This is a genomic window from Desulforhopalus glucosivorans (assembly GCF_054397165.1).
This window is the reverse complement of the sequence record NZ_AP044854.1, coordinates 3,982,732-4,007,329: the sequence shown is the minus strand read 5'-3', so window position 1 is coordinate 4,007,329 and position 24,598 is coordinate 3,982,732. Positions and strand designations below refer to the sequence as shown.

The 24,598-nt window shown below is 42.9% G+C and carries 25 protein-coding genes; 17 read left to right on the top strand and 8 right to left on the bottom strand.

Features of this window, described 5'->3' with window-relative positions; translation table 11 throughout:
• The first annotated feature begins 34 nt into the window (after nucleotides 1-34).
• The 12 genes from ACX6CI_RS17335 to ACX6CI_RS17280 all read left to right on the top strand — a co-directional run bounded on the left by ACX6CI_RS17335 (nucleotide 35) and on the right by ACX6CI_RS17280 (nucleotide 14,085).
• Nucleotides 35-1,369: a lipopolysaccharide biosynthesis protein gene (locus ACX6CI_RS17335; RefSeq protein WP_458774911.1), complete on the top strand. Its 1,335-nt coding sequence runs from the start codon at nucleotides 35-37 to the stop codon at nucleotides 1,367-1,369.
• Entirely contained in the window at nucleotides 1,353-2,021 is a 669-nt protein-coding gene (locus tag ACX6CI_RS17330; protein WP_458774910.1) for a class I SAM-dependent methyltransferase, read from the top strand. Before ACX6CI_RS17335 ends, ACX6CI_RS17330 begins: the two co-directional genes overlap by 17 nt.
• Before the next feature lie 562 nt (nucleotides 2,022-2,583).
• Nucleotides 2,584-3,618 (top strand): IS630 family transposase, encoded by a 1,035-nt coding sequence (locus ACX6CI_RS17325; protein WP_458774909.1) that lies wholly within the window; start codon nucleotides 2,584-2,586, stop codon nucleotides 3,616-3,618.
• A gap of 73 nt (nucleotides 3,619-3,691) precedes the next feature.
• Nucleotides 3,692-4,951 (top strand): glycosyltransferase family protein, encoded by a 1,260-nt coding sequence (locus ACX6CI_RS17320; RefSeq protein ID WP_458774908.1) that lies wholly within the window; start codon nucleotides 3,692-3,694, stop codon nucleotides 4,949-4,951.
• A gap of 132 nt (nucleotides 4,952-5,083) precedes the next feature.
• On the top strand, nucleotides 5,084-6,346 hold the full coding sequence (locus ACX6CI_RS17315; protein ID WP_458774907.1) for a hypothetical protein: 1,263 nt from the start codon (nucleotides 5,084-5,086) through the stop codon (nucleotides 6,344-6,346).
• A complete protein-coding gene (locus ACX6CI_RS17310) occupies nucleotides 6,339-7,274 on the top strand; it encodes a glycosyltransferase family 2 protein (protein WP_458774906.1) in 936 nt (311 codons plus the stop codon). Before ACX6CI_RS17315 ends, ACX6CI_RS17310 begins: the two co-directional genes overlap by 8 nt.
• Nucleotides 7,271-8,332, top strand: a complete 1,062-nt coding sequence (locus tag ACX6CI_RS17305) for a glycosyltransferase family 4 protein (protein WP_458774905.1) — start codon at nucleotides 7,271-7,273, stop codon at nucleotides 8,330-8,332. Before ACX6CI_RS17310 ends, ACX6CI_RS17305 begins: the two co-directional genes overlap by 4 nt.
• Complete coding sequence (gene asnB / locus ACX6CI_RS17300) at nucleotides 8,332-10,290, top strand: asparagine synthase (glutamine-hydrolyzing) (protein WP_458778481.1); 1,959 nt, start codon at nucleotides 8,332-8,334, stop codon at nucleotides 10,288-10,290. The genes ACX6CI_RS17305 and asnB overlap by 1 nt, the downstream gene beginning before the upstream one ends.
• A gap of 159 nt (nucleotides 10,291-10,449) precedes the next feature.
• Nucleotides 10,450-11,604 (top strand): glycosyltransferase family 4 protein, encoded by a 1,155-nt coding sequence (locus tag ACX6CI_RS17295; RefSeq protein WP_458774904.1) that lies wholly within the window; start codon nucleotides 10,450-10,452, stop codon nucleotides 11,602-11,604.
• A complete protein-coding gene (locus tag ACX6CI_RS17290) occupies nucleotides 11,598-12,194 on the top strand; it encodes a sugar transferase (protein ID WP_458774903.1) in 597 nt (198 codons plus the stop codon). The genes ACX6CI_RS17295 and ACX6CI_RS17290 overlap by 7 nt, the downstream gene beginning before the upstream one ends.
• Nucleotides 12,191-12,808: an acetyltransferase gene (locus ACX6CI_RS17285; protein ID WP_458774902.1), complete on the top strand. Its 618-nt coding sequence runs from the start codon at nucleotides 12,191-12,193 to the stop codon at nucleotides 12,806-12,808. The genes ACX6CI_RS17290 and ACX6CI_RS17285 overlap by 4 nt, the downstream gene beginning before the upstream one ends.
• Nucleotides 12,809-12,894: 86 nt before the next feature.
• Nucleotides 12,895-14,085, top strand: a complete 1,191-nt coding sequence (locus tag ACX6CI_RS17280) for a DegT/DnrJ/EryC1/StrS family aminotransferase (protein ID WP_458774901.1) — start codon at nucleotides 12,895-12,897, stop codon at nucleotides 14,083-14,085.
• A gap of 290 nt (nucleotides 14,086-14,375) precedes the next feature.
• Here the strand turns inward: ACX6CI_RS17280 and ACX6CI_RS17275 are convergent, their stop codons facing one another.
• From ACX6CI_RS17275 to ACX6CI_RS17255, 5 genes are all read right to left on the bottom strand, one after another.
• Entirely contained in the window at nucleotides 14,376-14,741 is a 366-nt protein-coding gene (locus tag ACX6CI_RS17275) for a hypothetical protein (RefSeq protein ID WP_458774900.1), read from the bottom strand.
• A 38-nt stretch (nucleotides 14,742-14,779) separates the two neighbouring features.
• Nucleotides 14,780-15,511 carry a hypothetical protein gene (locus ACX6CI_RS17270; RefSeq protein ID WP_458774899.1) on the bottom strand — a complete coding sequence of 244 codons (732 nt, stop codon included), beginning with the start codon at nucleotides 15,509-15,511 and terminating at the stop codon, nucleotides 14,780-14,782.
• 11 nt (nucleotides 15,512-15,522) lie between these two features.
• Nucleotides 15,523-16,428: a hypothetical protein gene (locus ACX6CI_RS17265; protein ID WP_458774898.1), complete on the bottom strand. Its 906-nt coding sequence runs from the start codon at nucleotides 16,426-16,428 to the stop codon at nucleotides 15,523-15,525.
• A gap of 95 nt (nucleotides 16,429-16,523) precedes the next feature.
• Entirely contained in the window at nucleotides 16,524-16,715 is a 192-nt protein-coding gene (locus ACX6CI_RS17260) for a hypothetical protein (protein WP_458774897.1), read from the bottom strand.
• A 295-nt stretch (nucleotides 16,716-17,010) separates the two neighbouring features.
• On the bottom strand, nucleotides 17,011-17,490 hold the full coding sequence (locus tag ACX6CI_RS17255; RefSeq protein WP_458774896.1) for a cohesin domain-containing protein: 480 nt from the start codon (nucleotides 17,488-17,490) through the stop codon (nucleotides 17,011-17,013).
• A gap of 140 nt (nucleotides 17,491-17,630) precedes the next feature.
• Between ACX6CI_RS17255 and ACX6CI_RS17250 the strand changes: the two genes are divergently transcribed.
• Nucleotides 17,631-19,238: a hypothetical protein gene (locus ACX6CI_RS17250; RefSeq protein ID WP_458774895.1), complete on the top strand. Its 1,608-nt coding sequence runs from the start codon at nucleotides 17,631-17,633 to the stop codon at nucleotides 19,236-19,238.
• Nucleotides 19,239-19,305: 67 nt separating this feature from the next.
• On the opposite strand, the gene ACX6CI_RS17245 is transcribed toward ACX6CI_RS17250, so the two are convergent.
• Together ACX6CI_RS17245 and ACX6CI_RS17240 are read right to left on the bottom strand one after the other, a co-directional pair.
• The gene (locus ACX6CI_RS17245) at nucleotides 19,306-19,605 is read right to left on the bottom strand and encodes a nucleotidyltransferase domain-containing protein (protein WP_458774894.1); all 300 of its coding nucleotides are present in this window, start codon (nucleotides 19,603-19,605) and stop codon (nucleotides 19,306-19,308) included.
• 244 nt (nucleotides 19,606-19,849) lie between these two features.
• Nucleotides 19,850-20,266 (bottom strand): nucleotidyltransferase substrate binding protein, encoded by a 417-nt coding sequence (locus ACX6CI_RS17240; protein WP_458774893.1) that lies wholly within the window; start codon nucleotides 20,264-20,266, stop codon nucleotides 19,850-19,852.
• A 462-nt stretch (nucleotides 20,267-20,728) separates the two neighbouring features.
• Between ACX6CI_RS17240 and ACX6CI_RS17235 the strand changes: the two genes are divergently transcribed.
• The 4 genes from ACX6CI_RS17235 (at nucleotide 20,729) to ACX6CI_RS17220 (ending at nucleotide 22,978) form a co-directional block, all read left to right on the top strand.
• Nucleotides 20,729-20,950, top strand: a complete 222-nt coding sequence (locus ACX6CI_RS17235) for a TA system antitoxin ParD family protein (protein WP_458774892.1) — start codon at nucleotides 20,729-20,731, stop codon at nucleotides 20,948-20,950.
• Entirely contained in the window at nucleotides 20,943-21,233 is a 291-nt protein-coding gene (locus ACX6CI_RS17230) for a type II toxin-antitoxin system RelE/ParE family toxin (RefSeq protein ID WP_458774891.1), read from the top strand. The genes ACX6CI_RS17235 and ACX6CI_RS17230 overlap by 8 nt, the downstream gene beginning before the upstream one ends.
• Nucleotides 21,234-21,446: 213 nt before the next feature.
• Nucleotides 21,447-21,755 carry a helix-turn-helix domain-containing protein gene (locus tag ACX6CI_RS17225; protein WP_458774890.1) on the top strand — a complete coding sequence of 103 codons (309 nt, stop codon included), beginning with the start codon at nucleotides 21,447-21,449 and terminating at the stop codon, nucleotides 21,753-21,755.
• Nucleotides 21,752-22,978 carry a type II toxin-antitoxin system HipA family toxin gene (locus tag ACX6CI_RS17220; protein ID WP_458774889.1) on the top strand — a complete coding sequence of 409 codons (1,227 nt, stop codon included), beginning with the start codon at nucleotides 21,752-21,754 and terminating at the stop codon, nucleotides 22,976-22,978. Before ACX6CI_RS17225 ends, ACX6CI_RS17220 begins: the two co-directional genes overlap by 4 nt.
• Before the next feature lie 55 nt (nucleotides 22,979-23,033).
• Here ACX6CI_RS17220 and ACX6CI_RS17215 read toward each other — a convergent pair whose 3' ends face one another.
• Nucleotides 23,034-24,137 (bottom strand): S1C family serine protease, encoded by a 1,104-nt coding sequence (locus ACX6CI_RS17215; protein WP_458774888.1) that lies wholly within the window; start codon nucleotides 24,135-24,137, stop codon nucleotides 23,034-23,036.
• Between the last annotated feature and the right edge of the window lie 461 nt (nucleotides 24,138-24,598).

Below are 24,598 nucleotides of genomic sequence, written 5' to 3'. Positions count from 1 at the left end.
AAGTTTAGAATATTTCACACTTCCCTTTATAAAAATGAAAGATATGATAAATGTTAGGGAATCAGCCTTTTGGGCGGAAATTAAAAACTCTATGCGTCACACAGTGAAAAGTAAATTTGTGCGCAATGTGGCAGTGGTTGTTACAGGTACTGCCGGAGCACAAGCAATCAATATGGCTTTTGCACCCATTATTACTCGACTGTATGGCCCTGAGGTGTTTGGTTTGTTAGGTTCGTTTCTTGCTCTAGCTGGAGTTGTCGCTCCTATTGCAGCATTGACATATCCCATTGCCATTGTTTTGCCAAAACAAGACAGTGAGGCAAAAGCAATTGCAAAACTTTCAGCCTATCTTGCTATGAGTACTGGAACTGCTGTTTTTCTAATCTTTTTATTTGGTGGAAACTGGCTGGCAGTAAAGCTTCAAATGCAAGAAATTCAAAGTTTTTTTCTTCTTATTCCTCTGGTCATAATTTTTTCTGTTTTTACAACTATAGCTCGACAATGGCTGATTCGAAAGAAACAGTATCATATTACTGCTCGCATATCAGTACTCAATGCTTTGGTGGCCAATGGCTTAAAAACAGGCATAGGCCTGTTCAAACCGCTGGCGGCCGTACTGATTTTTCTTTCAGTTTTGGGAAATGTTATTAGTGCGGGCATAATGGCTTGGGGTATTAAAACGTCTGATCGCAAGAATCAGAATAAAACTATCAATTACGATCATCTCCTTTTGAAAGTCGCAAAGAAATATTATGATTTTCCCTTGTACCGTGCTCCACAGGTTTTTATCAATGTGATATCGCAAAGCTTACCAATTTTGATGTTGGCCGCTTTTGCCGGACCTGCAGCGGCGGGGTTCTATGCCCTTTGTGTTAAGTTGTTGGGGCTTCCTGCTGATTTAATCGGTAACTCAGTTTCTGAAGTTTTTTACCCAAGATTGGTTGAAGCCTCATATGAAGGTGAAATTTTATCTAGAATTATTATTAAAACGACTTTGTCACTGGTGTTGGTTGCATGTATTCCTTTTGGGGCCGTTATAGTTTGGGGGCCGCGACTTTTTGGGTTCGTTTTCGGACAAGAGTGGGTAATAGCAGGTGAGTATGCGAGATATTTGTCTTTTTGGATGTTTTTTATGTTTATCAACAGGCCATCTGTTATCGCAGTTCCTATCCTAAATTTGCAAAAAGGTTTATTAATTTATGAATTTTTTAGTACTGGTTCAAAATTATTAGCACTATATATAGGATTTAAAGTTTTCAATGATGACTTAGTTGCAATAGTATTATTCAGTTTTTTTGGCTCTATCGCATATATTGCACTTATCGTTTGGGTTATTTTATCGAGTTTATATTATGGACGAAAAAAATAAAATATTTAGAAAACAAGTAGAAAAATCGCACTATGATTTTGAAAACTATTTGAGTAAAAAACGCTGGATAAGTGTATGGCATCAAATTGATGAAGTTTTGCGCCTTCAGCCGCAGTCATTACTGGAAATTGGCCCGGGATCAGGTCTATTTAAAGCGTTAGCTGGTCATTTTAATCTCTCAGTGGAAACCGTAGATGTCGACCCTGAACTGAAGCCGAATTATCTTGCGTCGGCTGAGGATCTTCCCTTTGATGATAACTCTTATGATTGTGTATGTGCATTTCAGGTGCTTGAGCATTTACCGTATAAGCAATTTTTAAAAGCATTTGGAGAAATGGTGAGGGTAGCACAAAACGATATAGTTATTAGTTTACCTGATGCCCGTACTTTATGGGTATATTTAGTCCATATACCTAAAATAGGTGAGATGGTTTTTCATATTCCTAAACCATTTTTTATAAAAAATGTCCATGAGTTCGATGGAGAACACTATTGGGAAATTAATAAAAATGAATTCCCATTTCGAAAAGTGTTAAATGATCTTTTCCTTATATCAAAAAGACAATTTTTACTTACTAATACATATAGGGTTCCAGAGAATCCTCATCATCGATTTTTAGTTTTTAGAAAATCAAATAAAAATAAAATATGATTGCCATTGATCTTCAGCCATTGTCAAAAGTTGATCAGGCATCGGTGAAGTGATCATATATCGCTTAAGTAGAGCTTGAACCATGAGACAGCAGTGGGTTGGAATTGAAAAATTATCCGATTTTTCGTTTTTAACTATAAGAAAAAAATTGAGACCATCGGACGTGATTTTGATATTATGAGCATAATGTTTCGAGGACCATGCGGCGATTTCTTGTTTGGTAAACTTAGCACCTTATTGAACTAATAAATATCAGTTGTTTTTCTTTTCTGATTACCATCAAACTTCAGCCAACTTGAGAAGTCTTCTGGACATCGGTGAAGTATTAACGGCATGTTTAAGGAGAGATGAAATCATTCCTCCCATATTAAACCTTCGGTTAAAGCGATAGCAGTATTCAGCCAGATATCGTGGTACATGTTTATCACTTATCGAATGGTAAACGCTACGTAGTCGATTCTGAAAAATAACCTATCGAGTTGAATATGCGGGATTTTCAAGAGGAAATGTGCTATATATTGACCTGGTGGCCATTTAGGTCTTTTAATGGTATAGTTTCAGCATGAAAACTAAAGATGCCAGAAATTTGCCAAAAGAAGTTCAGCAACACAATAGAGATCAAGCAATTCGTTTGTTTAAGAAGAAGAAATCACGCAAAGAAATTGCTGCGATTGTAGACGTACATTACGACGTTGTGTGTAGATGGATTCGCGCCTGGAAAAAGGGTGGAGAGAAAGCTATAAAGCTGAAAAAACGTGGTCGTGGTTCTGTTGAACAACGTATGCTAACGGAGGCTCAAGAATCTGAGCTAAAGCGGTTGTTGGTCAACAAGAATCCGCAACAACTTAAACTACCATTTGCCCTCTGGAACCGAAAAGCTATTCAGTCTGCCATCTATCAAATGTGGCGAATAAAAATTGCTGTACGCACTATTGGTGACTACATGAGGCGTTGGGGTTTTACTCCACAAAAACCGATTAAAAAGGCATACGAACAAAGCCCCAAGACTGTTCAGGATTGGCTAGACCATACGTACCCTGAGATCCAAAAGTTAGCAAAAAAAGATGATGCTGAAATTTATTGGGGTGACGAAACTGGAATCAGAAATGATTGCCAGCACAGTCGAGGTTATGCTCCAAAAGGGAAAACGCCAGTAGTTGAAATCAATGCTAAACGCTTTTCTCTCAATATGATTTCTGCCATTAACAACCAGGGGTTGTTACGGTTCATGATATATGAGCAGAACATGACAGCTCGTGTTCTCATTAAATTTATGAGAAGGTTGATAAAAGATGCCAAAAGAACCGTGTTTCTTATTCTGGACAATCTGCGAGTACATCATGCAAAACTGGTAAAGGCTTGGCTTGAAAGACATGAGGATGAGATAGAAGTCTTTTATCTGCCATCTTACTCACCTGAACTTAACCCAGATGAGTATTTAAACTGTGATCTGAAAACAGGAATTCGTAGTTCATCGCCTGCAAGAAACCAAAAGTCTCTCAAAGGTAAAGTTCTGGGGCATATGAGAATGTTACAACAGAAACCCGAAAGGATCAGGAAGTATTTTAACCATCCGGCAATAAGCTACGCAGCATAGACGCATTTGGCCGCCGGGTTAATAACGCTTTATAAAGTTTTCTCACATCATTGAACAATGGACTGAAAAAATAATGGTGAACACACCTAAAAAAGCGATTATTCTCGCACCGTTCTGGCGACATGCCGGGCATGTTGGTAATAACCGCGTAGAGCGGTTTGTTCGATGGCTTGTGGCAGACGGCTATCGTATCGTCATGATTAGGGCCGGTAGCGTTGATGCTATACGTGAAGAATCTTGGGGACAGGAAATAACGGTATGCGATCGCCTTGGGCTTTATCGCGACGTTGAATCGAGATCCGATATTGTTGTTAACCCACGAAAGCCCAACAAGTGGCGCCGTGCGCTTGCTTATAGGTTATTTAATCCTGATCCGACTGTTGTTTGGGCACGCTCTACTGCACGTCATTCCACAGTTTTGGCAGCTATGAAGGGTGCACACTTTATCTTGTCTTCAAGTCCCCCCGAATCAGCCCATGTTGGCGCGTGGATTTTGTCCCGTAAGTTTTCTGTGGTGCATGTCGTTGATATGCGTGATGGTTGGCTTGATGAACCTCTTAAACCGTTATTACGTTCTTCAGCTCTACGCCGATGGCAGGAGTCGCGTTTAGAACGGCGGATTTTGCAAGATGCTAAAGGAATTCAAGTGACATCGTTGGTGTGGAAGGATTTGTTGTGCGAACGTTATGCTCAACTAGGTTCAAAAGTTCAGGTGCTGACAAATGGCTATCCCGAAAATGAAAATGCACTGAAAGCTAAAGATGGCGTTGGTGTTTCATGTGCAGAAAATATACTGATTCATGCGGGGCGCTTCACAGGGTCTAGGCTTACACAATATCCAGCGTTGTTATTGGAGCCGTTATTAAAAAATCTTACTAACTCTCCTAAGACCGGAATTGTACTTTTAATCGGTGCACTGAGTGAGGAAGAATTGACACAAATTTCGGTGTTTGAACCACGGTTTAAGGCCATTGGTTGGCAGATTAAGGTCCTTGGGGCGATCCCACGCTCTGCACTATTAGAGCAGTTACCCAAAGTTAGAGGATTGTTACTTTTATCAGCATCCTATGCAGCATTGCCAAGTAAACTCTTTGAGTATATACCTACTGGATTGCCAATTTTCGTTGTGACTGAGAAGGGGAGTGCAACATGGACTCTTTGTGAGTCTCTTCCGCAGGCAGTGATCATTGATATTGCCACCAGTACTGCTTGCAGTACTGTAAATGAAGGAACTGTTTTTTTTGAAAAGGGCAATTTTTTAATACCAGGCGATTATTCAGAATCAGAATTGGCTTTGCAGTTTATGGTGTTTGTGAAATCACTTGTGTTTTAAGGTGTTAACGTTTACTACACACCTTTTATTACCAGTGAAAAACTGTTAATTTTTTTCAAAACCACATTGTAAATGATGGTGATTATGAATCAATGATTTTGTGCTATGAAAATTTATTAGAAATCCAATTAAATGTATGTATCTCAAAAATTATCAACAAAAGCTTGGCTCTTTCTTGTTCAGTCCTTTTTTGTTCTGATGCTTGCTGTGCCAACCTCGCTTCAAGTTCAGCGTGGTGTATTTCTTGTTTTGATCGTGGGGATTGGCAGTGTACTAGCGCTCCAGACATGGCGAGTTCACCGCAATATTTTCTTACTCTGGCTTCTAACAATCTTGGTTGGTCTTTTGGGTGTCGTGTGGGGTGTTGTCAGTTTTGCACCAGGAGCGTTAAGGGTTTCAACAGTGTATCTTATTTGGCCAGTGCTTTATCTTCTCTTTATTGGATTGGTACACGATCTAAGGGTAATTAAATCTATAGAGTCTGCATTACTTCTTGGAATAACTTTAGCCACGCTCATGGCCCTTCTCGTTATGCTGGCAGGTGTCTTTGGTTATGGCTCTGTTATCTTTCCTATTCTTGAGTTCCAGGGTGCGGCTTACGGAAATTTTGGAGGTTACATCGAATTTCGAACATATGGGCTTTCTACTGTGATGTATGGTTTTCCATTTGTGCTGTCCGTTCTCTTGGTAAGGCGGGATGAATTGTCTGGTTTTCGTAAACTTGCAGTTTACCTACTCTTATTTGCGATTATAGGGGCAGCCTTAGGTTCTGGTCGCCGTGCTTTTTGGTTAGTGATGCTGTTAACACCATTTATTATATTGCCGGTTCTACAAATGTCTGCATGTAAAATACAATCTGTGTCGTTTTTTTCACTAGCGTTGAGATTTACAGGGCTCGCTTCGTTGACGGTAGTAGGTATAATTACTTTTTTGGGGCTTGACTCAGCAGCATTGCTAGAAGAATTTGTATCTGCTTTCCAAGGTCAAGAAGCGTCCAGTGGTGCACGTTTTCATCAGGCGGCTGCATTATGGGACGCCTTTATAAAATCTCCACTAATTGGTCATGGATTTGGTAGTACTACCGATGTAATTCGTTCCCATGATACGCCTTGGGCCTATGAGTTGTCCTATTTAGCATTGTTGATGAATGTTGGACTTGTTGGTTTTTTGGTCTATTCAATTGCTGTTTTTTGGGTGGTGCTAAAAGGAATTCGGCTGTCACGTAAGAACATTGAGTTTGCTAAACTATTTCTTCCCTTGAACACTGCGCTTTGTGCGTTCCTTATTATAAATGCCACTAATCCTTATCTTGGGAAATTTGATTACCTATGGATAATTTTTCTTCCGGTAGCTCTAATAAATGCCCATCTAACCCAACGATCTAAGTATGCTTGACATAGTAATTGTAAATTGGAACACAGGTCATCAATTAAAAGATTGTGTCGATTCCATCCTCGCCCATAGTAGAGATGAAGCATTCCGCATCCTCGTTGTAGACAATGGCTCTACTGATGGCTCTGCTGATGTGGTTGCAAGTGTCCCCGGTGTAGAGGTAATTTTTACTGGGAAAAACTTGGGCTTCGGTGCAGCATGCAATGTCGGTGCGAAGGCCAGTAATGCCCCTCACATATTATTTCTGAATCCTGATACCCGCTTAAAAAGTGAATCAATTTCAGTGCCTTTAGCCTTCATGGAACATTCGGAGAATGAGAAGGTCGGTATTTGTGGTATTCAGTTGGTTGATGAGTATGGTGAGGTAAGTCGTACTTGTGCGAGGTTCCCTACTTTTCGACGCTTAATATCGTCGGCGTTGGGTTTAGATAAGTTCCCAGGTTTGTTGGGTACTGGAATGCGTATGAGTGATTGGGACCACAACGATACTCGTCAGGTTAATCAAATCATCGGCGCTTTCTTTTTCATTCGCCGTAAAGTTTTTGAGCTCTGTGGCGGTTTTGATGAGAGATTCTTCGTGTATTTTGAAGAAGTGGATATCGCAAGGCGCAGCAAACTAGCAGGGTGGGATAGTTGGTACCTTACTGAAGCTCGTGCATTTCACGCAGGAGGGGGGGCATCTAGGCAGGTCAAGGTTAACAGGTTGTTCTACTCTCTTCGTAGTCGTTTGTTGTATGCTTTTAAACATTTCCCATGCTGGCAAGCTTGGATATTGGTTGTCGTGACCAACCTGTTGGAACCGATTACGCGGTTCTCTTGGTGTTTGTTACGTAGCGATGTCGCCGGTATTAAGCATACCTGGTCCGCTTATTGCATGTTGTGGCGTTCCATGGGCCATATCTTTCGCGGTGAGAGGGGAGATAACACATGAAAGTTCTACTTCTTTCTAGATATGGGTCTTTAGGCGCCAGCTCTCGCGTACGATTTTTGCAGTATCTGCCGTACCTTCAATCCAAAGGTGTAGAGGTGACGGATAAGCCACTGCTTTCTGACGCTTATTTGCAAGCGTTATACTGTGGTGACACCCGCTGGGTGGAAGTGGTGACAGGCTATACAGGAAGAGTTCTGGCGCTGCTGGGTGTTCGGCGGTTTGATGTTGTTATTATCGAAAAAGAACTGTTCCCTTTCATGCCTGCAACCGCCGAACGTATTTTACAGTGCATTGGTGTACCTTACATAGTGGATTACGATGACGCTCTGTTTCACCAGTACGACTGCCATTCCAATCCTTGGGTAAGGCGGCTGTTAGGTCAAAAGATCGACTTGGTGATGCGCCACGCCACCACGGTCATTGTAGGGAACAATTATCTCGCTGAACGTGCCTACCGTGCCGGTGCAAGCAGTGTTGAGATTATTCCTACAGTAGTTGACACTTTACGCTATCAGTCAAAGCAGAAATTAGGCATAGAGACTCCCATCGTTGGTTGGATTGGTACCCCTAAAACTAGCCATTATCTGAAAACACTTTTGCCGGTGTTTGAATCTTTAAAAAAAGAAATGTCTGTTCGTTTTGTTGCGGTAGGTGTGAATACTGATGATTTCAAAGACACGCCCGTAGAGGCTTGGTCATGGTCTGAAGATTCTGAAGTTGAATCTGTGCAACAGTTTGACGTTGGAATTATGCCACTTGTTGACTCACCCTGGGAGCGGGGTAAATGTGGATATAAGTTGATTCAATATATGGCATGTGGGCTGCCTGTGGTGGTTTCACCGGTTGGTGTGAATTTAAATATTATTAATAGTGGTGATAATGGTCTATTCGCCGAATCGGTTGAAGAATGGGAGCAGGCACTAAGACAGCTTATACAGGCAAAGCTATCAGAACGTAAGCGAATGGGAAAAGCAGGACGTTCGCAGGTTGAAAGTTGTTATTCGCTTCAAGCTCAGGCTCCCAGATTCTATAAGGTAATGTGCGAGGCTCGACACTAATGTGTGGTATTATAGGCTTTACCTGTGGGGGGGCAGATTCGGTCGCCACAGCAAAACGCATGTGCGCTGAGATAAACCACCGTGGTCCAGATAGTAATGGCGTTTGGTTTGATGAGAAAAGCTCGGTGGTGTTGGGGCATTGTCGTTTGTCTATTCTCGACTTGTCTCCGGCGGGACAGCAGCCAATGCAGTCTGCTTGTGGCCGCTATGTTATCGTTTTTAACGGCGAAACATATAACCACCTTACTCTTCGCGATCAGCTCACGAATTCGGGTGTTCAAATTGATTGGCGGGGTCATTCTGATACTGAAACTCTGCTTGCTTGTTTTTCTACTTGGGGGATAGAGCAGACACTCAGGCGTGTCGTAGGTATGTTTGCTATTGCCCTTTGGGACAAACAGGAAAAAACACTCACTCTAGCAAGGGACAGAGTGGGTGAAAAACCACTCTATTGGGGCTGGTGTGATGACACGTTGTTGTTTGCCTCTGAACTTAAAGCTCTAAAGGCGTATCCGGGGTTTAAGCCAGAAATTGATCGCGATTCGCTTACGCTACTACTCAGGCACTGTTATATTCCTGCACCGTATAGCATTTATAGAGGTATTGGAAAGCTGATGCCAGGGCACTTCGTTTCTATTCCATTGGGGGATGATGTGTCATTGTCGAAGCAAGTCAGTTCTCAGCCCTATTGGGCAATGAATAATACAGTTCGCCAAGGAATTGCCAATCCATTTTCCGGTAGCCCCGAGGCAGCAGTAGACGCACTTGAAGGTAGATTGACCTCCAGTATTATGGATCAGATGCTGGCAGACGTTCCATTAGGCGCTTTTCTGAGTGGCGGAGTTGATAGCAGTACTGTGGTAGCGCTCATGCAGGCGCAAAGTAAGCAAGCTGTAAAAACCTTCACTATTGGTTTTGAGGAAGGCGGGTATAACGAGGCTGAGCACGCTCGAAAAGTCGCAAAGCATCTTGGAACCGATCACACCGAGGTTTATTTGCGTTCAGGCGAAGCATTAGAGGTGATCCCGAAATTGGCGGAGATGTATTGTGAACCCTTTGGTGATAGCTCACAGATTCCGACATTCCTAGTGAGCCAACTAGCCCGCCAGAGTGTTACTGTGGCGTTGAGTGGTGACGGAGGAGATGAACTTTTTGGGGGGTATAATCGGTATATGGTTGCGCAAAAAGTGTTGGGGTCAGTACTGAAGCTTCCGCTTTTTGCAAGGTGTTTGGCCGCAAGCGGTTTAAGAGCAATGCCACCTGGAACTTGGGATCGCTTGTTTGAATTGGCTAGGCCGGTTTTACCCAAAAAGCTGCAAATCTCTATTCCGGGTGAAAAAGCTCGGAAATTGGCTGAAGTACTTTCTTTAATGGATGGCAAGGCCTATTACAGACAGTTGACTAGCCATTGGACGGCTCCGGAAAGCGTCGTTATTGGTGGCAAGGAACCCCTTACGCTTATCACGAACCATGAGGCATGGCCGGATGTCGATTGCCTGGAGCACGCCATGATGGCGATGGACGCTCAAACATACATGGCGGACGATATTCTCACAAAGATAGACCGCGCAGCTATGGCCGTGAGTCTCGAAACCCGTTTGCCGATGCTGGACCACAGAGTTATTGAATTGGCTTGGCACATGCCTCTTGAATATAAAATCCGGCATGGGCAGGGAAAGTGGCTGTTGCGGCAGGTTCTATATCGCCATGTACCAAAAGAGCTAATTGAGCGCCCCAAAATGGGGTTTGGCATTCCTTTGGATAGTTGGTTGCGCTGCCCTCTTCGAGACTGGGCTGAATCTTTATTAGCTGCAGAACGTTTGGAGCGAGAGGGGTATTTTTATGTAGGGCCTATCAGGAAAATGTGGGAAGAACACTTGAGTGGACGTCATAACTGGCAATACCATTTGTGGAATGTATTGATGTTTCAGTCTTGGGTGGAGACGCATAATGTTTGAAAAAGATGCTTCTTTTTCTAATCAATGTAGATTGGTTTTTTTGTCGTATCGGTTATCAATACAATCGAGTCGTTGGTTCAACGTTACGAAGTGTATGTGGCAACCATTTTCGGTTGAGAAGGTGGTTTGCGTAACTCAGATGTTGTAAGTCTCTATTGTATGGAAAATACACAACAAACTTCACCCATACGTGTGTTAGTGCTGGCTGGCTTAAATAGTTCGTTGATCAACTTTCGCGGACCCTTCATTAAAGCACTGTGTGACACCGGTTGTCGCGTTCATGCTGCAGCCGTGGATTTGACTAAATGTCAGGATGTCTGTGTGAAGCTTGAAGAGTGGGGTGTAAGCTGTCATGATATCCATCTTCAACGCGCTGGCATCAATCCTATACATGATTTGTGCAGCGTGTTGAGCTTATATCGCTTGATGCGTGTGATGAAGCCGGATGTCGTATTTTGTTATACCATTAAGCCGGTAATATATGGTACCTTAGTTGCTTGGATGGTTCGGGTCCCACGACGGTTTGCATTAATTACTGGCTTAGGCTATGCATTTACCGGCGAGATAACCGGAAAACGAAAATTTGTGCAAAAGCTAGTACGTAAACTATATTCGATAGCATTAGTACGTACTGAGAAAGTTTTTTTTCAAAACCCTGATGATCAAACCTTATTCCGACAGTTGGGATTGTTGCCTGCGTATACACCCTCGACTGTAGTTAACGGTTCAGGTATTGATCTTATCCACTTTCAGGTTGCTCCGTTGCCTGAAGGAAAGGTGGTTTTCCTCTTGATTGCACGTTTATTGGGAGACAAAGGTATTCGTGAGTATGTCGAAGCAGCGTCAGAAGTGCGTAGTCGTCATCCGAACGCAATTTTTAAACTCGTTGGTGATGTGGATGATAATCCCGATTCCATCAGTACCCAAGAAATTTTAAAGTGGGAGCGCGACGGAGAGATTGAATACATGGGGCACCTTGATGATGTTCGTCCTGCTATAGCTGATTGTTCAGTCTATGTTTTGCCTTCATATCGTGAAGGTACCCCACGCACTGTTCTTGAGGCAATGGCCATGGGGCGGCCCATCATTACAACTGATGCACCAGGTTGTCGTGAAACAGTGGTGGAGGGCAGTAATGGTCTTCTAGTTCCTGTTAAAAAAGTACAGGAATTGGCAAAGGCAATGGAATTATTTATTGAGGATCCAAATTTGATTGCACGGATGGGAAAGTGTTCGCGTAAGATTAGTGAAGAAAAATATAACGTACATAAAGTCAATGCACAAATACTTCAAGAAATTGGAATCAAATGCTAAAACGCCTCTTCGATATCGTTGCCTCCGTAGTTGGTCTCCTGCTCCTTTCCCCCTTAATTTCGGTGCTAGCTTTGTTGGTTCGGCTTAAACTCGGTTCTCCTGTGTTTTTCCGCCAAACCCGGCCTGGGCGAGATAACATACCCATTGATATGATCAAATTCCGTACCATGCGTGATGCTTTTAATAGTGAAGGCAACTCGTTACCTGATTCGGAGCGTATTACACGGTTTGGACGGTTTCTACGGACTAATAGCCTGGATGAGTTGCCAGAGTTATGGAATGTGCTTAAGGGTGATATGAGCCTGGTGGGACCACGTCCGTTATTGATGGAATACATGCCACTATACAACTCTGAACAGGCTCGCCGGCATGACGTACGACCGGGTGTCACAGGTTGGGCACAGGTAAATGGTAGAAACACTTTGAGTTGGGATGAGAAGTTTCGACTGGATGTGTGGTACGTCGACAACCACAGCGTTTGGTTGGATATGAAGATCTTATTTTTGACGATTCAAAAAGTAATAAGACGGGACGGAATTAATCAGGAAGGTGTGGCAACGATGACTAAATTTCGTGGAAATGACTCGTGAAGCGTTTGGCCATACTCGGTGCTAGCGGTCATGGCAAAGTAGTTGCGGATGCTGCGGAGCTGTCAGGTTGGACTGATGTGGTTTTTTATGACGACGCTTGGCCAGAAAACAATAATAATGGTATCTGGCCTGTTAAGGGTTGCAGTAGCGAACTGCGTAAAAAACTCAAACGTTTCGACGGTGTGGTTGTCGCCATCGGGGACAACACTGTACGTCTTGAAAAGCTTTTTGAACTGCAACGAGAAAATGCACCGCTGGCGATTGTCATTCATCCGTCGGCGCAGGTCAGCCGATATGCTAAGGTATTGCCTGGGACGGTTATCCTTGCTAATTCGGCAGTGAATGCAGGAGCCAAGATTGGTAGGGGATGTATTATCAATACGGGCGCGATTGTAGAACACGATTGCAGGTTGGCCGATGGCGTTCATGTTAGTCCCAATGGGGCCTTGGCGGGAGGTGTGGTTGTCGGGCGGATAAGCTGGATCGGACTTGCCGCAGTGGTTAAGCAGTTAGTGTCTATTGGAGATGGAGTTGTCGTTGGTATGGGGGCTGTTGTAACCCAAAATGTTTCTGATGGGAGTGTCGTCTTTGGTAATCCCGCTCGGGTCAAGTGAGTGTTTCTGATTTGTTTATATTAAGATTTTGTTGAATTTTGCTCAACTTGTTGCATTCATGCGATTAATTATGAGGCAGATAAGGTATGACTTCCAACAGATTTTCTTCTTGGCCTAGTTTTACAGTAGAAGAAGCTCAAGCTATCCAACACGTTCTCCTCTCCAATAAGGTCAATTACTGGACTGGTACAGAATGTCGGAAATTTGAACAGGAATTCGCCGCCTGGTGCGGAGCTGAACATGCCATCGCCCTGACCAATGGCACGCTGGCGCTGGACTTAGCCTTGAAAGTATTGAACATTGGCCCTGGCGATGAAGTTGTGGTGACACCGCGTTCCTTTATTGCCTCGGCTTCCTGCGTCGTGACAGTCGGAGCGACTCCGGTTTTTGCCGAGGTGGATGCTGATTCACAGAACATTACAGTAGAATCGATTCGAGCTGTACTAACGCCTCATACCAAAGCGGTGATTTGTGTCCACTTGGCTGGTTGGTCGTGTGATATGGACCCGATCATGGCCCTAGCAGACGAGAAGGACTTGTACGTCATAGAAGATTGTGCCCAGGCGCATGGAGCGACTTACAAAGGGAAGTCGGTTGGATCCATCGGCCATTTTGGAGCTTGGTCGTTCTGCCAGGACAAAATAATGACTACGGGGGGGGAAGGCGGTATGCTCACGACCAACTGCAAGGACTGGTGGGAGCAGGGGTGGGCATACAAGGACCATGGCAAAAGTTGGGCCGCGGTGTACGAACGAAAACATCGGCGAGGGTTTCGCTGGCTACATGAATCCTTTGGTACCAATTGGCGGATGATGGAGATGCAGGCCGCGATTGGCCGAATCCAGTTAAAACGGATGTTAAACTGGACTACTCAACGCCGTCGCAATGCTCAGCTTATCTGGGATAGCGCCCGAAAACTTTCAGGCTTGCGCGTGCCTGTTGTTCCCAGTTATATAGGTCATGCGGCTTATAAATGTTACATTTTTGTTGAGCCTGAACGTTTGCAGTCAAACTGGAATCGTGACCGAATCATGGCAGAAATAAATCAACAGGGTGTTCCCTGCTATTCCGGCGCCTGTTCTGAAATCTATATGGAGAAGGCCTTCGATAACACCGGCTGGAGACCCACTGCACCGTTGCATATTGCCAGGGAATTGGGCGAAAACAGTTTGATGTTCCTCGTTCATCCAACGCTTACTGGCGCTGATATCAGTTTGACATGCGACGTTCTTGAAGAAGTGTTGCGACGTGCAAGTAGAATTGCTCCGGAACAATAATAAACTAGGCAACGCTGTAAACCGTATGTATGAATCCTAAATAAATTGCAAATTAGTAGATAGAACGAAAACGAGATCCTGTATAAAACCAACAATATGCTTGACTCCCCAAAACTCTATAGAGCGCTCGGCGTTTAAGGATCGCGAACAAAGATTCTATTGGAGGATTATCGTAGTTGCAACAATCCTCTCGTTGATAGCACAGTTTTCTGTGAAACTAGAGTCTGTGGTCAAAATTGAGTTGAGCACCGGTGATTGCTCAATCCAACTGAAGTCTAGTTATTTTATTATTAAGGGCTATTTCTGTTAGCAGAAATGTGCATTAGCGAACCCCAATTTGTATAGGTGTTCCCTGATTTGTGAACTACTGTAACAGTCGATTCCATTGCCATTGCTGTCATTGCAGCCGCAACCATCACGTTTGCATTGCCTCCACTATTATCTACATAAAACCATTTATAAGCAAATCGCTCCCAATCTCCACAATCACTTCTAGTGTTTTGTGCTTGGACAATCGTTCCAATATTATTTGCACCTACAGAAGTAACTATAACATCTGAGCAATATCCATCTTGTGCAAATGAGGATTGAAATGTGGCGAAAAAAAAGGCAGTGGCGAAGGTAGATAGTAGTATGAGTTTGTATAGGGCAGTCATTTTATGTTCTCCTTAAGTATATGTTTTCTTGGTTTACATTATGGCTTGAGCCTTAATGGATTGCTATTACCAGTGTATATTTCATTCTCTCTTTTGTGGAGGATTGCAATTTTCTGGAATGTCATTCCTGATAAAGGCTCAATAGATTTTGGGTTGTTAATTGTCTGAGTATATGCTTCATTTTCCTTTTTTTTGAGTAGCTCGATTTCTTGCAATTTCGTGCCGGTTAAAGGCTCTATTGCATCAGGGGCATTGAGATATTGATTAAAAGCAATATTCTCATCTTTTTGAATAATGGCTATTTCTTGGAGCGTCATTCCTGATAAAGGCTCAATAGATTTTGGGTTGTTTATATACTCTTCATAGGTAATGTTTTCCTTTGCACGAAGCTGTCCTATGTTCTCTGTTATTAGAGGACTATTTTTATCGGTGTCTGTCGAATGTTTAATGTCTACGAGTTGATTGTTTTGGGATCCAAAAGTACTAATTATGATGGTGTTATTGGACGCCTCATGAACATATGTATAACTAGAACCGCGAAGACATTTGCTAATAAAACTTTCTATGTCATTTTCAACAAAATTTCCAGAAATTTTCTTTTGGCCTAAATTTTCATCAATTTTGAAAGACAAGTTTGTTTGTATCGACACTTTTTCCAAAACCTCTATTAAAGGCGTTTCTTTCAATATTAATGTTACTTTTGGCTGAGCAGGGAAGCCAGAAATTGGAAAAAATGTTGTAAACAAGATTGTGAGAATAAGAATTCGCATTGATTTGGCTCTCAGTTTAAAAGAAGGAGGTTTATCCCGGGAGGAATTATTCTCTTAGCGACATATCCCGTGCCATTGGGGGCATTTTCTACGGTTGGATTATATGAACCACCATCAGGGTCGGTTTCACCATTCTGTGCGTTCACATACTCCTGGTAATCACTGTACCCATCATTGTCATAGTCACCAGTTGCCGTGAAGTAGTCAAGGACTCCGTCATCATTTATACCCAGACCATCTGGGTTGTATTCGATTTCCCAGTCGTCATCAATGCCGTCACTGTCGTTATCGACTATCTTCACCGTTACAGTAACTGCATTAACCGTACAATCATTGTAACTGAGATATGTGTCATTATCAATGCCAACGAAAAATGGGATGCTCTCACCTGCTTCATCGTATCCCGCATCAACATTATTAATGGTGGATTGGCTTACAGAAATGGGATAGATACCTGTACTCCCTGTGGCCCTGAATGTCAGTGTGAAAAGAGTTTCATCTATCCCCGAACCATTATCAAACCTTGCTGCAGCAAGCATACTGCCATTATCGGTCGCCGAAGCAAGAACCAGCGGGCTATAGTAATTAACTGAATCTACAGCAACGTATCCTCCGATAGCGTCTGTATCTGGTGTGTCGATTGCCTGGTCATCAAATGTTCCGAAAAATTGACTGGTTACGCCATTTAGAGTTATATTGTCAGTGTCGTAGGTTACGGTAAACGAAGCACCTGCTATTTCTGATGCATCATCTACTTTAAGCTGGACAGTAAAACTGTTGCCTTTAGTAACATCAATCGTACTCAGACCTGCGTCAGATAAAAGGCTGATAGTTTTATCTGCAGCCGTTACGGTTGTTGAAGCTACAAGTATGGCGGATATAACAGTAAGCAATGTTTTGCTTATCTTCATGTGCATATTAAATTCCTGGGTTAGATCTTCGCTAAATTATACACTTAAAATGCAGTGTAGGCCAAGTAATAGAGGAAAAAAATGGTTTTTTCCATTACAGGTTAAGCAATATCTCTTGTGGGAGGGGGTGTGTCTGGTGGAGAGTTAATTGAAATATAAAAGAAAGTTTGATGATGTATAATTTCTTTTCCGACAAGAAGGGCAGGTGCTTCTTGGGTAGCAGATAAGAGATGGAACGTTTTTAACTCAACAACCACGATGTTCTGGTCACTGTCATCTCTGTCAACCTGCATAGAATTGAAACCTGCAATTGATTGCAGAATTCGAATCGAGTCTAAGTAACGAGTATTTTCAGTGGCGCAATGTGGTGTGATGGACTCCCCAGTTTCTTGCAAGTGCAGGATTATCTGACTGAGATCTGAGGATGTTTCATTAAACTGACAAAAAGGGGGGGAAGAGAAAACATAAAACACCAGCAGTGCTATAGTGACTACTTGGAAAAGGAATTTATGTTTCTTTGTGTTCGTCATTTTTGTCGGCAGTAATGATAGTTTGAAAATTTAGCATTAACATGCACATGTAGTGTTGTCAATGGCGTGAATTACCTTTTGCCTGTTGTGGGGTTGTGCATGATATTTCTTGAAGATCCTCGCTCATCAACTGGCATTGTACCGGATTGATTGATTGGTTGTCAGCTAAAGCATTTGAGTGTATTCTTGAGAAGTTAAGGGTTAAAAGGGGCAGATTCGATCCTGAAACCCCTTTTGCGCTCGCCATTACCACAATTATCTTTCCCGGAATCTTGTCATTTACAATATGCATAAATGAATTGAATGTTTTTCCCTTGCGTGCAGAGGCAAAGTGCAGCTGGTCTTTAGGGTAATTTATGACGAGTTTTACACCGGCGAGCTTCTCTATGCGATCCAATTTTAATATGTAGCTATAAGCTGCATCGTTTTCGGTAGGATCGATTTGCAACTCAGCTGCATCAAGTGTATCTGTTGAGGTGGTAAAGACCAGGCAACCAAAAATAAGAGATAAAAAGCGGTGATTAAAATTTGTTGGCATTTTATAGGCTTGTGTATGTGTAACGGACGTTGTTGGCCACATCTTACGGTGAGCCTGAAGTGATGTCAAGGTTGGTGGCTTTCGATTATGGTGATGATTTCTCTGTTTTTGCGAGAACGTAGTTGGGTATTGGGGGGCAAATGAGTATTCTCTACAGAGTTGATGTGATAAGACTACTTGTGGTTTATTATGTACTTCTATGTGGCTATCCACCACTTGCGCTTGCAGATGGTTTTACGCTTCAGGAAAACCTTATCCCAAATCCTCAACTGCAAAATGAGGAAGGTCAAGGAGAGGGTGGAGGGGAAAATGGTGTGGGCAGTCCTCTGGACTGGTTTCGGCCGCCGCCATCTTTAATCCAAGATAGTACGTTCTTATATGGCACCTATGGGAGTGACGACATTTATGCAATCGGGCTTACGGCGGGCCATGACAGAAGTGCTCAATGGTCAACCAGACTGCAGAGCTGTGAGCCTGGCGAGAGATATCAGTTTAGTGGTGATTTTTACCGGCAAGATCGTAGTGATCCTCGGGCCTATGCTGAAGTGTCAATCTGGGGGAAGGAGTATCGACTAAACACCCACAGGGTCATAGATGCATGGCAAAAACTACAAGCTCAGGTCGTTTGTCCTGAGGATATAGCTGAGAAGGACGATATCTTTCTGTTTAAAAATGACTACCCAGGAACCACTTTCTGGATGCGATCCCCTCAGTTAGTCCGCGATACACGCCCTCAATTGGAGTTCCAGAGAGAAACTCTTCAAACCGACTTTTTCCCCCTTGGTGTTTATGGAGCAAATGTAAAAAACGTAAAAGAGATAAAAGAACTGGGCCTTAATACCGCCGTTATGGCAATGACCCGGGAGAATATTGATATTTGTCTTGAACTGGGTATGCGTTGTACTCTTTCAGTGCCCCGCGATGCTGGGAAGCTTGCGATTGCATTGGAGAAATTTAGTTCCACACTTGGACTCGGCAATTTCTCCTATTATGTGAATGATGAACCGGGGATTCATTCATTTTCAGAATCCACGGCCAAAGAGATATACGATACTGTTAAAGCCCATTTCCCAAATGCTGTGACCAATATGGCAATTGTTCGTCCCCAAGCGATACCTTATTACGAGCAAGCGGCAGACTTCTTCATGTTGGATCAATACCCCGTCCCCCATATGCCGATGAGTTGGCTTTCGGAATCCATGGATGAGGCTGCTGGTTACGTTGGAAAAGATCGGCTCCAGTCTGTCATTCAGGCATTTGGTGGTGGAAAATTTGAAAATAGCGGTTGGCCAAGACTTCCAACTTTTGAAGAGATGAACTGCCTTTCTTTCCTCTCTGTTGTTCATGGGAGTCGAGGGATATATTATTATACCTTCCCTAGTATTACCTCTACAGATCAAGGGAAGGAAGATTTCTCCCGGTTGATTCGTCGCCTCAATAGTATTCGCTCCTGGTTGCAGGTTGTAAATGACGATGAGCCAGTGAAACTCAAAATGATTTCAAAATACTCAGTTGATCCTAGCGGAAATAAAGCCGTGCATTGTGCTCGCAAAGAGCAATACAATACAGGAATGCTGATCTGTGTGAATACAATCAGGACCTATACAGAAGCGCACATAGAGGTTCCGTCAGAAGGCCCAATTGACTGGCAGGACTATTATACAGGCGGGGTTTATCCTGTTGTTGATAGTACTATCCAGGCCCGCTTTGCACCTCTTGAAGTAAAGGTCTTGTTGGAGTCAAAATAGGGGAGACGGAATTATCGATCACAATAGGGGGGCTGATTTCAGTGCCCCTGCTTTGAGGAGTTTCGGGCTAGGGGTAAATAGTAACACCGACCCTTTCTATATGCTCGCTCAGAGCACTATTGCTAATTGTAGCAATTGATTTCACATCAAATTTATAGGGTAATGAAAGTTCGTCAAGTTCCATGGCGAGGGATTCAATGTGCAAGTCACTGCTGATCCCATCCACCGCAAAGTCTATGTCTGAATTTGGTCGTGATGTGCCTTTCGCGCGCGATCCAAAAATGACAACCTTAATAATTTCTGGATGGCGGTTAAAGACCGAAAGGATCTTCGTTAGTTCCTGTTTGTTTAACCCTAAGTTCTTCATGTATCACCTAAATTTGCAATCGCATAGGTTCGGAATCTGCGTTATCTTCCGGAGATGAAAGCAATAGACACGTAGACGTATTTGTGTACCTCAAGGGGCTGTTGACGAAGAAAAATCGGTTCTCCCCGAGGGAGGAAAATATGAGAAAACAAATTTTTTTGAGTTCGTTAATACCTTCTTTTCCAAACGAGAAAGAACGTATTGACATAGTAAATATGTTTTTTGAATGTTTGACATGCAATATTTAGGTCTCGAACTGCTTGGTGCTGAACCATTCATGGATTGAACTGAACTCTGCCAAATAATGATCTTCAATTGCTTTCAATACTTCTTTACATTTTGAGAAATCGTATGTGTGAGCAAGAAGGGTCCTGTGAAGCATCATGTCAACCCATATCTGGCCGTTGTCAATCATACCTGCAGCAAAGGCCTCTTTGATGACGTTCCGAGGGGTAATCGGTGTTATGATGACTCCATTTTCCTCGAGATAGTCCTTCAGGGTTTTCCATGCAAGTTCATAAGAATATTCAAATCGTTGGATAATCCCTTCTTGCTCCAAATCGGAAAACTGCTCTATGGGTCTCTCTTCCATTGCTGAACGAAGCAACACAAAAGCTCGATCGAAGTTTTGAAATCGTTGTATCCATCTGATGTCTGCCATATTAATAATCCTGAATGGAGTATAGCTTAGTGTATAAAAATTGATTTCACCTATTAGTGCCTTATAACTCAACTTCTGCCTAAAAAAACAAGAAAGCTGGAGCCTCTTTTGAAATTAAGTAGTTAACATAGCCACCTTGGCACTTATCCTGGCTTTTTCCCGTTTACCGGGGTTAGTACCTTACTCCTGAACTTCTGTAAGAAAAACAAGAAAATGAAGAATATATTTAAAAATTATGTTGTAAGATATATCACTATGGAACTTATGCCCTTCAGGGAGATGGGGTAACACTTTTCAGATCATCTTCGACGTTTCGATGCTATATGATGGTCCAATTCATTAGCCAAATTTTCTCATCCTCTTTTGTTAGATGCTTATACTTGTAGTAAGCGGATTATACTGATCCCACTTGTTTTTTCTGTAGCAAGTTGCTACAATTTGTATATCACTAGGAGGTGAAATATGGCTACAGTAAGCATTCGGCTCGATAAAGACCTCATAAACAGAGCTGCAATTATAGGTAAAGCGCTTGATAGAACTACTCCAAAGCAAATAGAGCATTGGGCTAAAATTGGTAAAATGATGGAAGATAACCCTGACTTATCTTATGAGTTTGTCAAACAGGCGGTTATTGCTAAAGCTGAAATAGAAGCTGGAGAATTAGAGAGTTACGATTTTGGTTAAAATCACGCACGTTCTTCAAGCTGCCGGTTTCAAGAAAACCGTAAAAAAACTTCACAAAAACAAGAAAAAAGATCTTGATGCAGCAGTCCGGGAATTAATGGAAAATCCTTTACTGGGTGAACAGAAAAAAGGCGACCTCTCCTATATGCGTGTTTACAAGTTCAAGATGTCAAAGCAACTGTCGCTGCTGGGGTATCGCTACGAAAATGGCTCTGTAATATTAGAACTATTGGCTCTCGGGACACACAAAAATTTCTATCGCAATGGAAAAACTACAATTTGATACTCAACCCTTCTTTTTAAGAAATAGTTTAATCTTATTGTATTTCACTCAACCAGACCAAAACCCTCTCAAAGTTTAAATATTCACAATTCTCCATCATGAAAATTCCGAAGTTCACTTTCCTTTGTAACAGATTTGAAACTTGATTAAATCCGATTTAAAGGTTAATATATTAGTCATTAACGTCTTGAAAACAGTTTAAGGGGTATTATAATGGACATTGGTTTTTCAACATACGAAGAGGTTTGTAAGGAGCTCGGTGCTCGCTTGAAAGCCCAGCGTTTAGCCCAACTGCTCACCCAGGAGGAGCTTGCAGCACGGGCTGGCGTATCAGCGGGGACCGTAAAAAATATCGAAAATAAAGGTCAATCATCAATAGAATCGGTTGTTCGTCTTGGTTTGGCGCTTGGTTTGGCTGACCATTTTCAGGAGTTATTCAATTTGCAGGTTAAGTCCATCGCTCAGATGGAGCAAAAAGAACAATCCAAGCGAATTCGTGCCCCTCGAAGGGTTGTCAAATGAAGAAGCTCTTCGTCTACTATAATGGATGGGGTGAACATTGGCTTCTCGGCACTTTGGCGGATAACGGCGATGAGTTATTGTTTGAATATTCACCAGAAGCATTAAGGCAAGGGTTAGAAATGTCACCGCGTCATTTGATGCTGCGTGGGCAGGCCTACGGCGGATTTCCAGAGTATTTACAGCGCTTGCCTGGTCTCATTGCGGATTCGCTTCCGGATGGGTGGGGCATGTTGTTAATGGACCGCTTGTTCCGTAAGAGTGGAATGATGCCGGCTCAACTGTCTTCGCTGGATCGATTGGCTTTCATTGGCGATCGTGCATTGGGTGCTCTGTCTTTTGAGCCCGAGAATATGTTGGACTTACAAGAAGAGGACGTGAAACTATTGGGGCTTGCTAAAGACGTTCAGGCTATTATTGCCGGGGAGGATAGCATTGCGCTGCGTCAGTTAGCACTGATGGGTGGCTCTCCGCATGGAGCGCGTCCTAAGGTGTTGGTCTACTACAATACGGAATCGGGTATTATGAGTACGACTCCGATGGCCAATAGCCAACCGTGGCTGGTTAAATTTCAGGCCCAGAATGAGCACAAAGAAGTCTGCGCGCTTGAGGATTTGTATGCGCAACTCGCACGTAACTGTGGTCTGGATATGCCGACTACACACTACTTTGATCTAGATAAAAATCTAGCCGCATTTGGTATTGAGCGCTTTGATGTGGAAGACGGTATGCGGGTACCTGTACACACCCTTGCTGGTGCTTTGCACGCTAATTTTCGGTTGCCTTTCTCAGTAGATTATTCGACATTTTTGCGCGCTACGCGCATGTTTACCCGTGACGAGCGTGAGGTGCAAAAAGCATATGAAAGGGCTGTATTCAATATCGTCTTTAATAATCGAGATGACCACAGTAAGAATTTTTCTTTCCGTCTCGGTCGCGACCGCCGCTGGCGTTTGGCTCCTTGCTACGATTTGACCTTTAGCGAAGGGCCAGGTGGCAAGCATCAAATGGATGTGTGTGGAGAGGGTTGTGATATCACGCGCACTAAAATGCTGGAACTCGCTCAGCAAGGTGGTCTTGATATGACGTGGTCTGGGGATGTCATCTCCACCATCGTAGAGGAGGCCGGTCAGTTTCGGAAATTGGCTTCAACCAGAAAAATTCGTCCTGTCACGATCAAGCTTGTTGAATTGGCAATAGAGGCAAATCGTAAACAACTGGCCTAAAACAGGATCTGTAGTTTTGGGGATGCAGCCCTCCGAAATCAGGAGTAATGGACAGCTATTTGAGCACTCCAAGCTTTAGTTTTTCGATAACTTTTAGTTGTCCTCTGACGTACTCTATGGTCACCTCAGAGTTTGGCGGGCAAAGGGAAACTCTATTCCTGAGATCAGCAGCACCCGCAATAGGGGCACCATTAATAGTTATAATGAGATCACCTTTTTGAAACCCAGCACGCTCAGCAGGTGAATCTTTTTTTACACCAACAATTCTTGCTGCCTGATTGCTGATTAAATTCAGGTTGGGAAGGTCAACTGTTCCATCTTTGAGTGCAACGCCAAGCCATGCGCGTATTACTTTTCCATGGTCAATGAGTTGTTCTGTGACCTTTCGTACCATATTAATGGGTATGGCAAAGCCAATTCCCATATATCCGCCGGTCTGGGTGAGAAAAGCGGTATTCATCCCAATAACTTCCCCTTCAATATCGACCAGTGGTCCTCCTGAGTTGCCGGGGTTTATGGCCGCATCAGTCTGTATGAAACTTTCATAATCGCTGATCCCAAGTGCATTACGGCCTGTGGCACTGATAATTCCGGCAGTGACAGTTTGGATATATTCATAGGGGGAGCCTATGGCTAGAACCCAGTGGCCACTTTTGAGCAGGTCTGAATTTCCAAGGGGAATGGTGGGGAGATCATCAGCATCCACCTTAATCAGTCCAATATCTGTTTTTGAGTCAACCCCAATAACTTGTGCCGGTAATTGTCGTTTATCGGTCAAGGTGACAGTGACCTCAACGGCATCTTTAATAACATGGCTATTGGTAATAATATATCCCTGGTTGTTGTATATAAACCCTGAGCCATATCCATAGGTTGGTTGGCCAAAAAATGGGTTGTTGTCACTGGTTTTGTCTTTTTTACCAAAAAACTCTTCCAGTTCAGGACTCAGTTCATCCATTGACGAACCATTATTTTTCGCCTTCTTGGTGACCTGAATGTAGACAACTGCAGGTTTGCACGTTTCAATTATTTCAGAAAATACCTGGGCAGTGCGTTTGAGATAGTCTTTGGTTGGTTTCAGTTCATCTGCACTGCATGGTGATATTGTGGTGAGGAGCGTAAGTGCAAAAAGGAAAAAAGTGTATTTGAGAATATACATGTGTGTCCGTAGGTAAAAGTATACATAGTTGGTTAGATGCAAAAGTGAAAGCATTGAAAACCTAATCGATTGTCCCCTAAAAAAGCAATCTCTCTCTTTTTAAGTATAAAATGTGTCTGGCTATGGCATATGCGGCTTCGTGTGTACGTCTGACAATAATTGTTCATGGATTCACAACAATGTAACAAATCGGCGCTATCCCTCAATATCATTGATGCTTTGAATAAGCATTATAGAAAGCTGCGTCGCTGTCCAAGACCTTAATATAAAAATAATTATTCATTAATTGAAAACTAAGTCCTTACAATGATTTGGATTACTGGCAGACCTTGAGATATGAAGAAAAAATGCCTAAAAAATCAATGATATTTTGTAGAAATAACGATGGGACTTGGGTATACTCGCATTTTTTTTACGCCCCAAGTTGACAAGTGTCCTAAGAGGTATTGTATAATTAACGT

What these genes read in the sequence shown, in the direction of transcription:
- ACX6CI_RS17335 (WP_458774911.1), top strand. Translation starts at nt 35, where the DNA reads ATGAAAGATATGATAAATGTTAGGGAATCAGCCTTTTGGGCGGAAATT.
- ACX6CI_RS17330 (WP_458774910.1), top strand. Translation starts at nt 1,353, where the DNA reads ATGGACGAAAAAAATAAAATATTTAGAAAACAAGTAGAAAAATCGCAC.
- ACX6CI_RS17325 (WP_458774909.1), top strand. Translation starts at nt 2,584, where the DNA reads ATGAAAACTAAAGATGCCAGAAATTTGCCAAAAGAAGTTCAGCAACAC.
- ACX6CI_RS17320 (WP_458774908.1), top strand. Translation starts at nt 3,692, where the DNA reads ATGGTGAACACACCTAAAAAAGCGATTATTCTCGCACCGTTCTGGCGA.
- ACX6CI_RS17315 (WP_458774907.1), top strand. Translation starts at nt 5,084, where the DNA reads ATGTATGTATCTCAAAAATTATCAACAAAAGCTTGGCTCTTTCTTGTT.
- ACX6CI_RS17310 (WP_458774906.1), top strand. Translation starts at nt 6,339, where the DNA reads ATGCTTGACATAGTAATTGTAAATTGGAACACAGGTCATCAATTAAAA.
- ACX6CI_RS17305 (WP_458774905.1), top strand. Translation starts at nt 7,271, where the DNA reads ATGAAAGTTCTACTTCTTTCTAGATATGGGTCTTTAGGCGCCAGCTCT.
- asnB (WP_458778481.1), top strand. Translation starts at nt 8,332, where the DNA reads ATGTGTGGTATTATAGGCTTTACCTGTGGGGGGGCAGATTCGGTCGCC.
- ACX6CI_RS17295 (WP_458774904.1), top strand. Translation starts at nt 10,450, where the DNA reads ATGGAAAATACACAACAAACTTCACCCATACGTGTGTTAGTGCTGGCT.
- ACX6CI_RS17290 (WP_458774903.1), top strand. Translation starts at nt 11,598, where the DNA reads ATGCTAAAACGCCTCTTCGATATCGTTGCCTCCGTAGTTGGTCTCCTG.
- ACX6CI_RS17280 (WP_458774901.1), top strand. Translation starts at nt 12,895, where the DNA reads ATGACTTCCAACAGATTTTCTTCTTGGCCTAGTTTTACAGTAGAAGAA.
- ACX6CI_RS17275 (WP_458774900.1), bottom strand. Translation starts at nt 14,741, where the DNA reads ATGACTGCCCTATACAAACTCATACTACTATCTACCTTCGCCACTGCC.
- ACX6CI_RS17270 (WP_458774899.1), bottom strand. Translation starts at nt 15,511, where the DNA reads ATGCGAATTCTTATTCTCACAATCTTGTTTACAACATTTTTTCCAATT.
- ACX6CI_RS17265 (WP_458774898.1), bottom strand. Translation starts at nt 16,428, where the DNA reads ATGCACATGAAGATAAGCAAAACATTGCTTACTGTTATATCCGCCATA.
- ACX6CI_RS17260 (WP_458774897.1), bottom strand. Translation starts at nt 16,715, where the DNA reads ATGCAGGTTGACAGAGATGACAGTGACCAGAACATCGTGGTTGTTGAG.
- ACX6CI_RS17255 (WP_458774896.1), bottom strand. Translation starts at nt 17,490, where the DNA reads ATGCCAACAAATTTTAATCACCGCTTTTTATCTCTTATTTTTGGTTGC.
- ACX6CI_RS17250 (WP_458774895.1), top strand. Translation starts at nt 17,631, where the DNA reads ATGAGTATTCTCTACAGAGTTGATGTGATAAGACTACTTGTGGTTTAT.
- ACX6CI_RS17245 (WP_458774894.1), bottom strand. Translation starts at nt 19,605, where the DNA reads ATGAAGAACTTAGGGTTAAACAAACAGGAACTAACGAAGATCCTTTCG.
- ACX6CI_RS17240 (WP_458774893.1), bottom strand. Translation starts at nt 20,266, where the DNA reads ATGGCAGACATCAGATGGATACAACGATTTCAAAACTTCGATCGAGCT.
- ACX6CI_RS17235 (WP_458774892.1), top strand. Translation starts at nt 20,729, where the DNA reads ATGGCTACAGTAAGCATTCGGCTCGATAAAGACCTCATAAACAGAGCT.
- ACX6CI_RS17225 (WP_458774890.1), top strand. Translation starts at nt 21,447, where the DNA reads ATGGACATTGGTTTTTCAACATACGAAGAGGTTTGTAAGGAGCTCGGT.
- ACX6CI_RS17220 (WP_458774889.1), top strand. Translation starts at nt 21,752, where the DNA reads ATGAAGAAGCTCTTCGTCTACTATAATGGATGGGGTGAACATTGGCTT.
- ACX6CI_RS17215 (WP_458774888.1), bottom strand. Translation starts at nt 24,137, where the DNA reads ATGTATATTCTCAAATACACTTTTTTCCTTTTTGCACTTACGCTCCTC.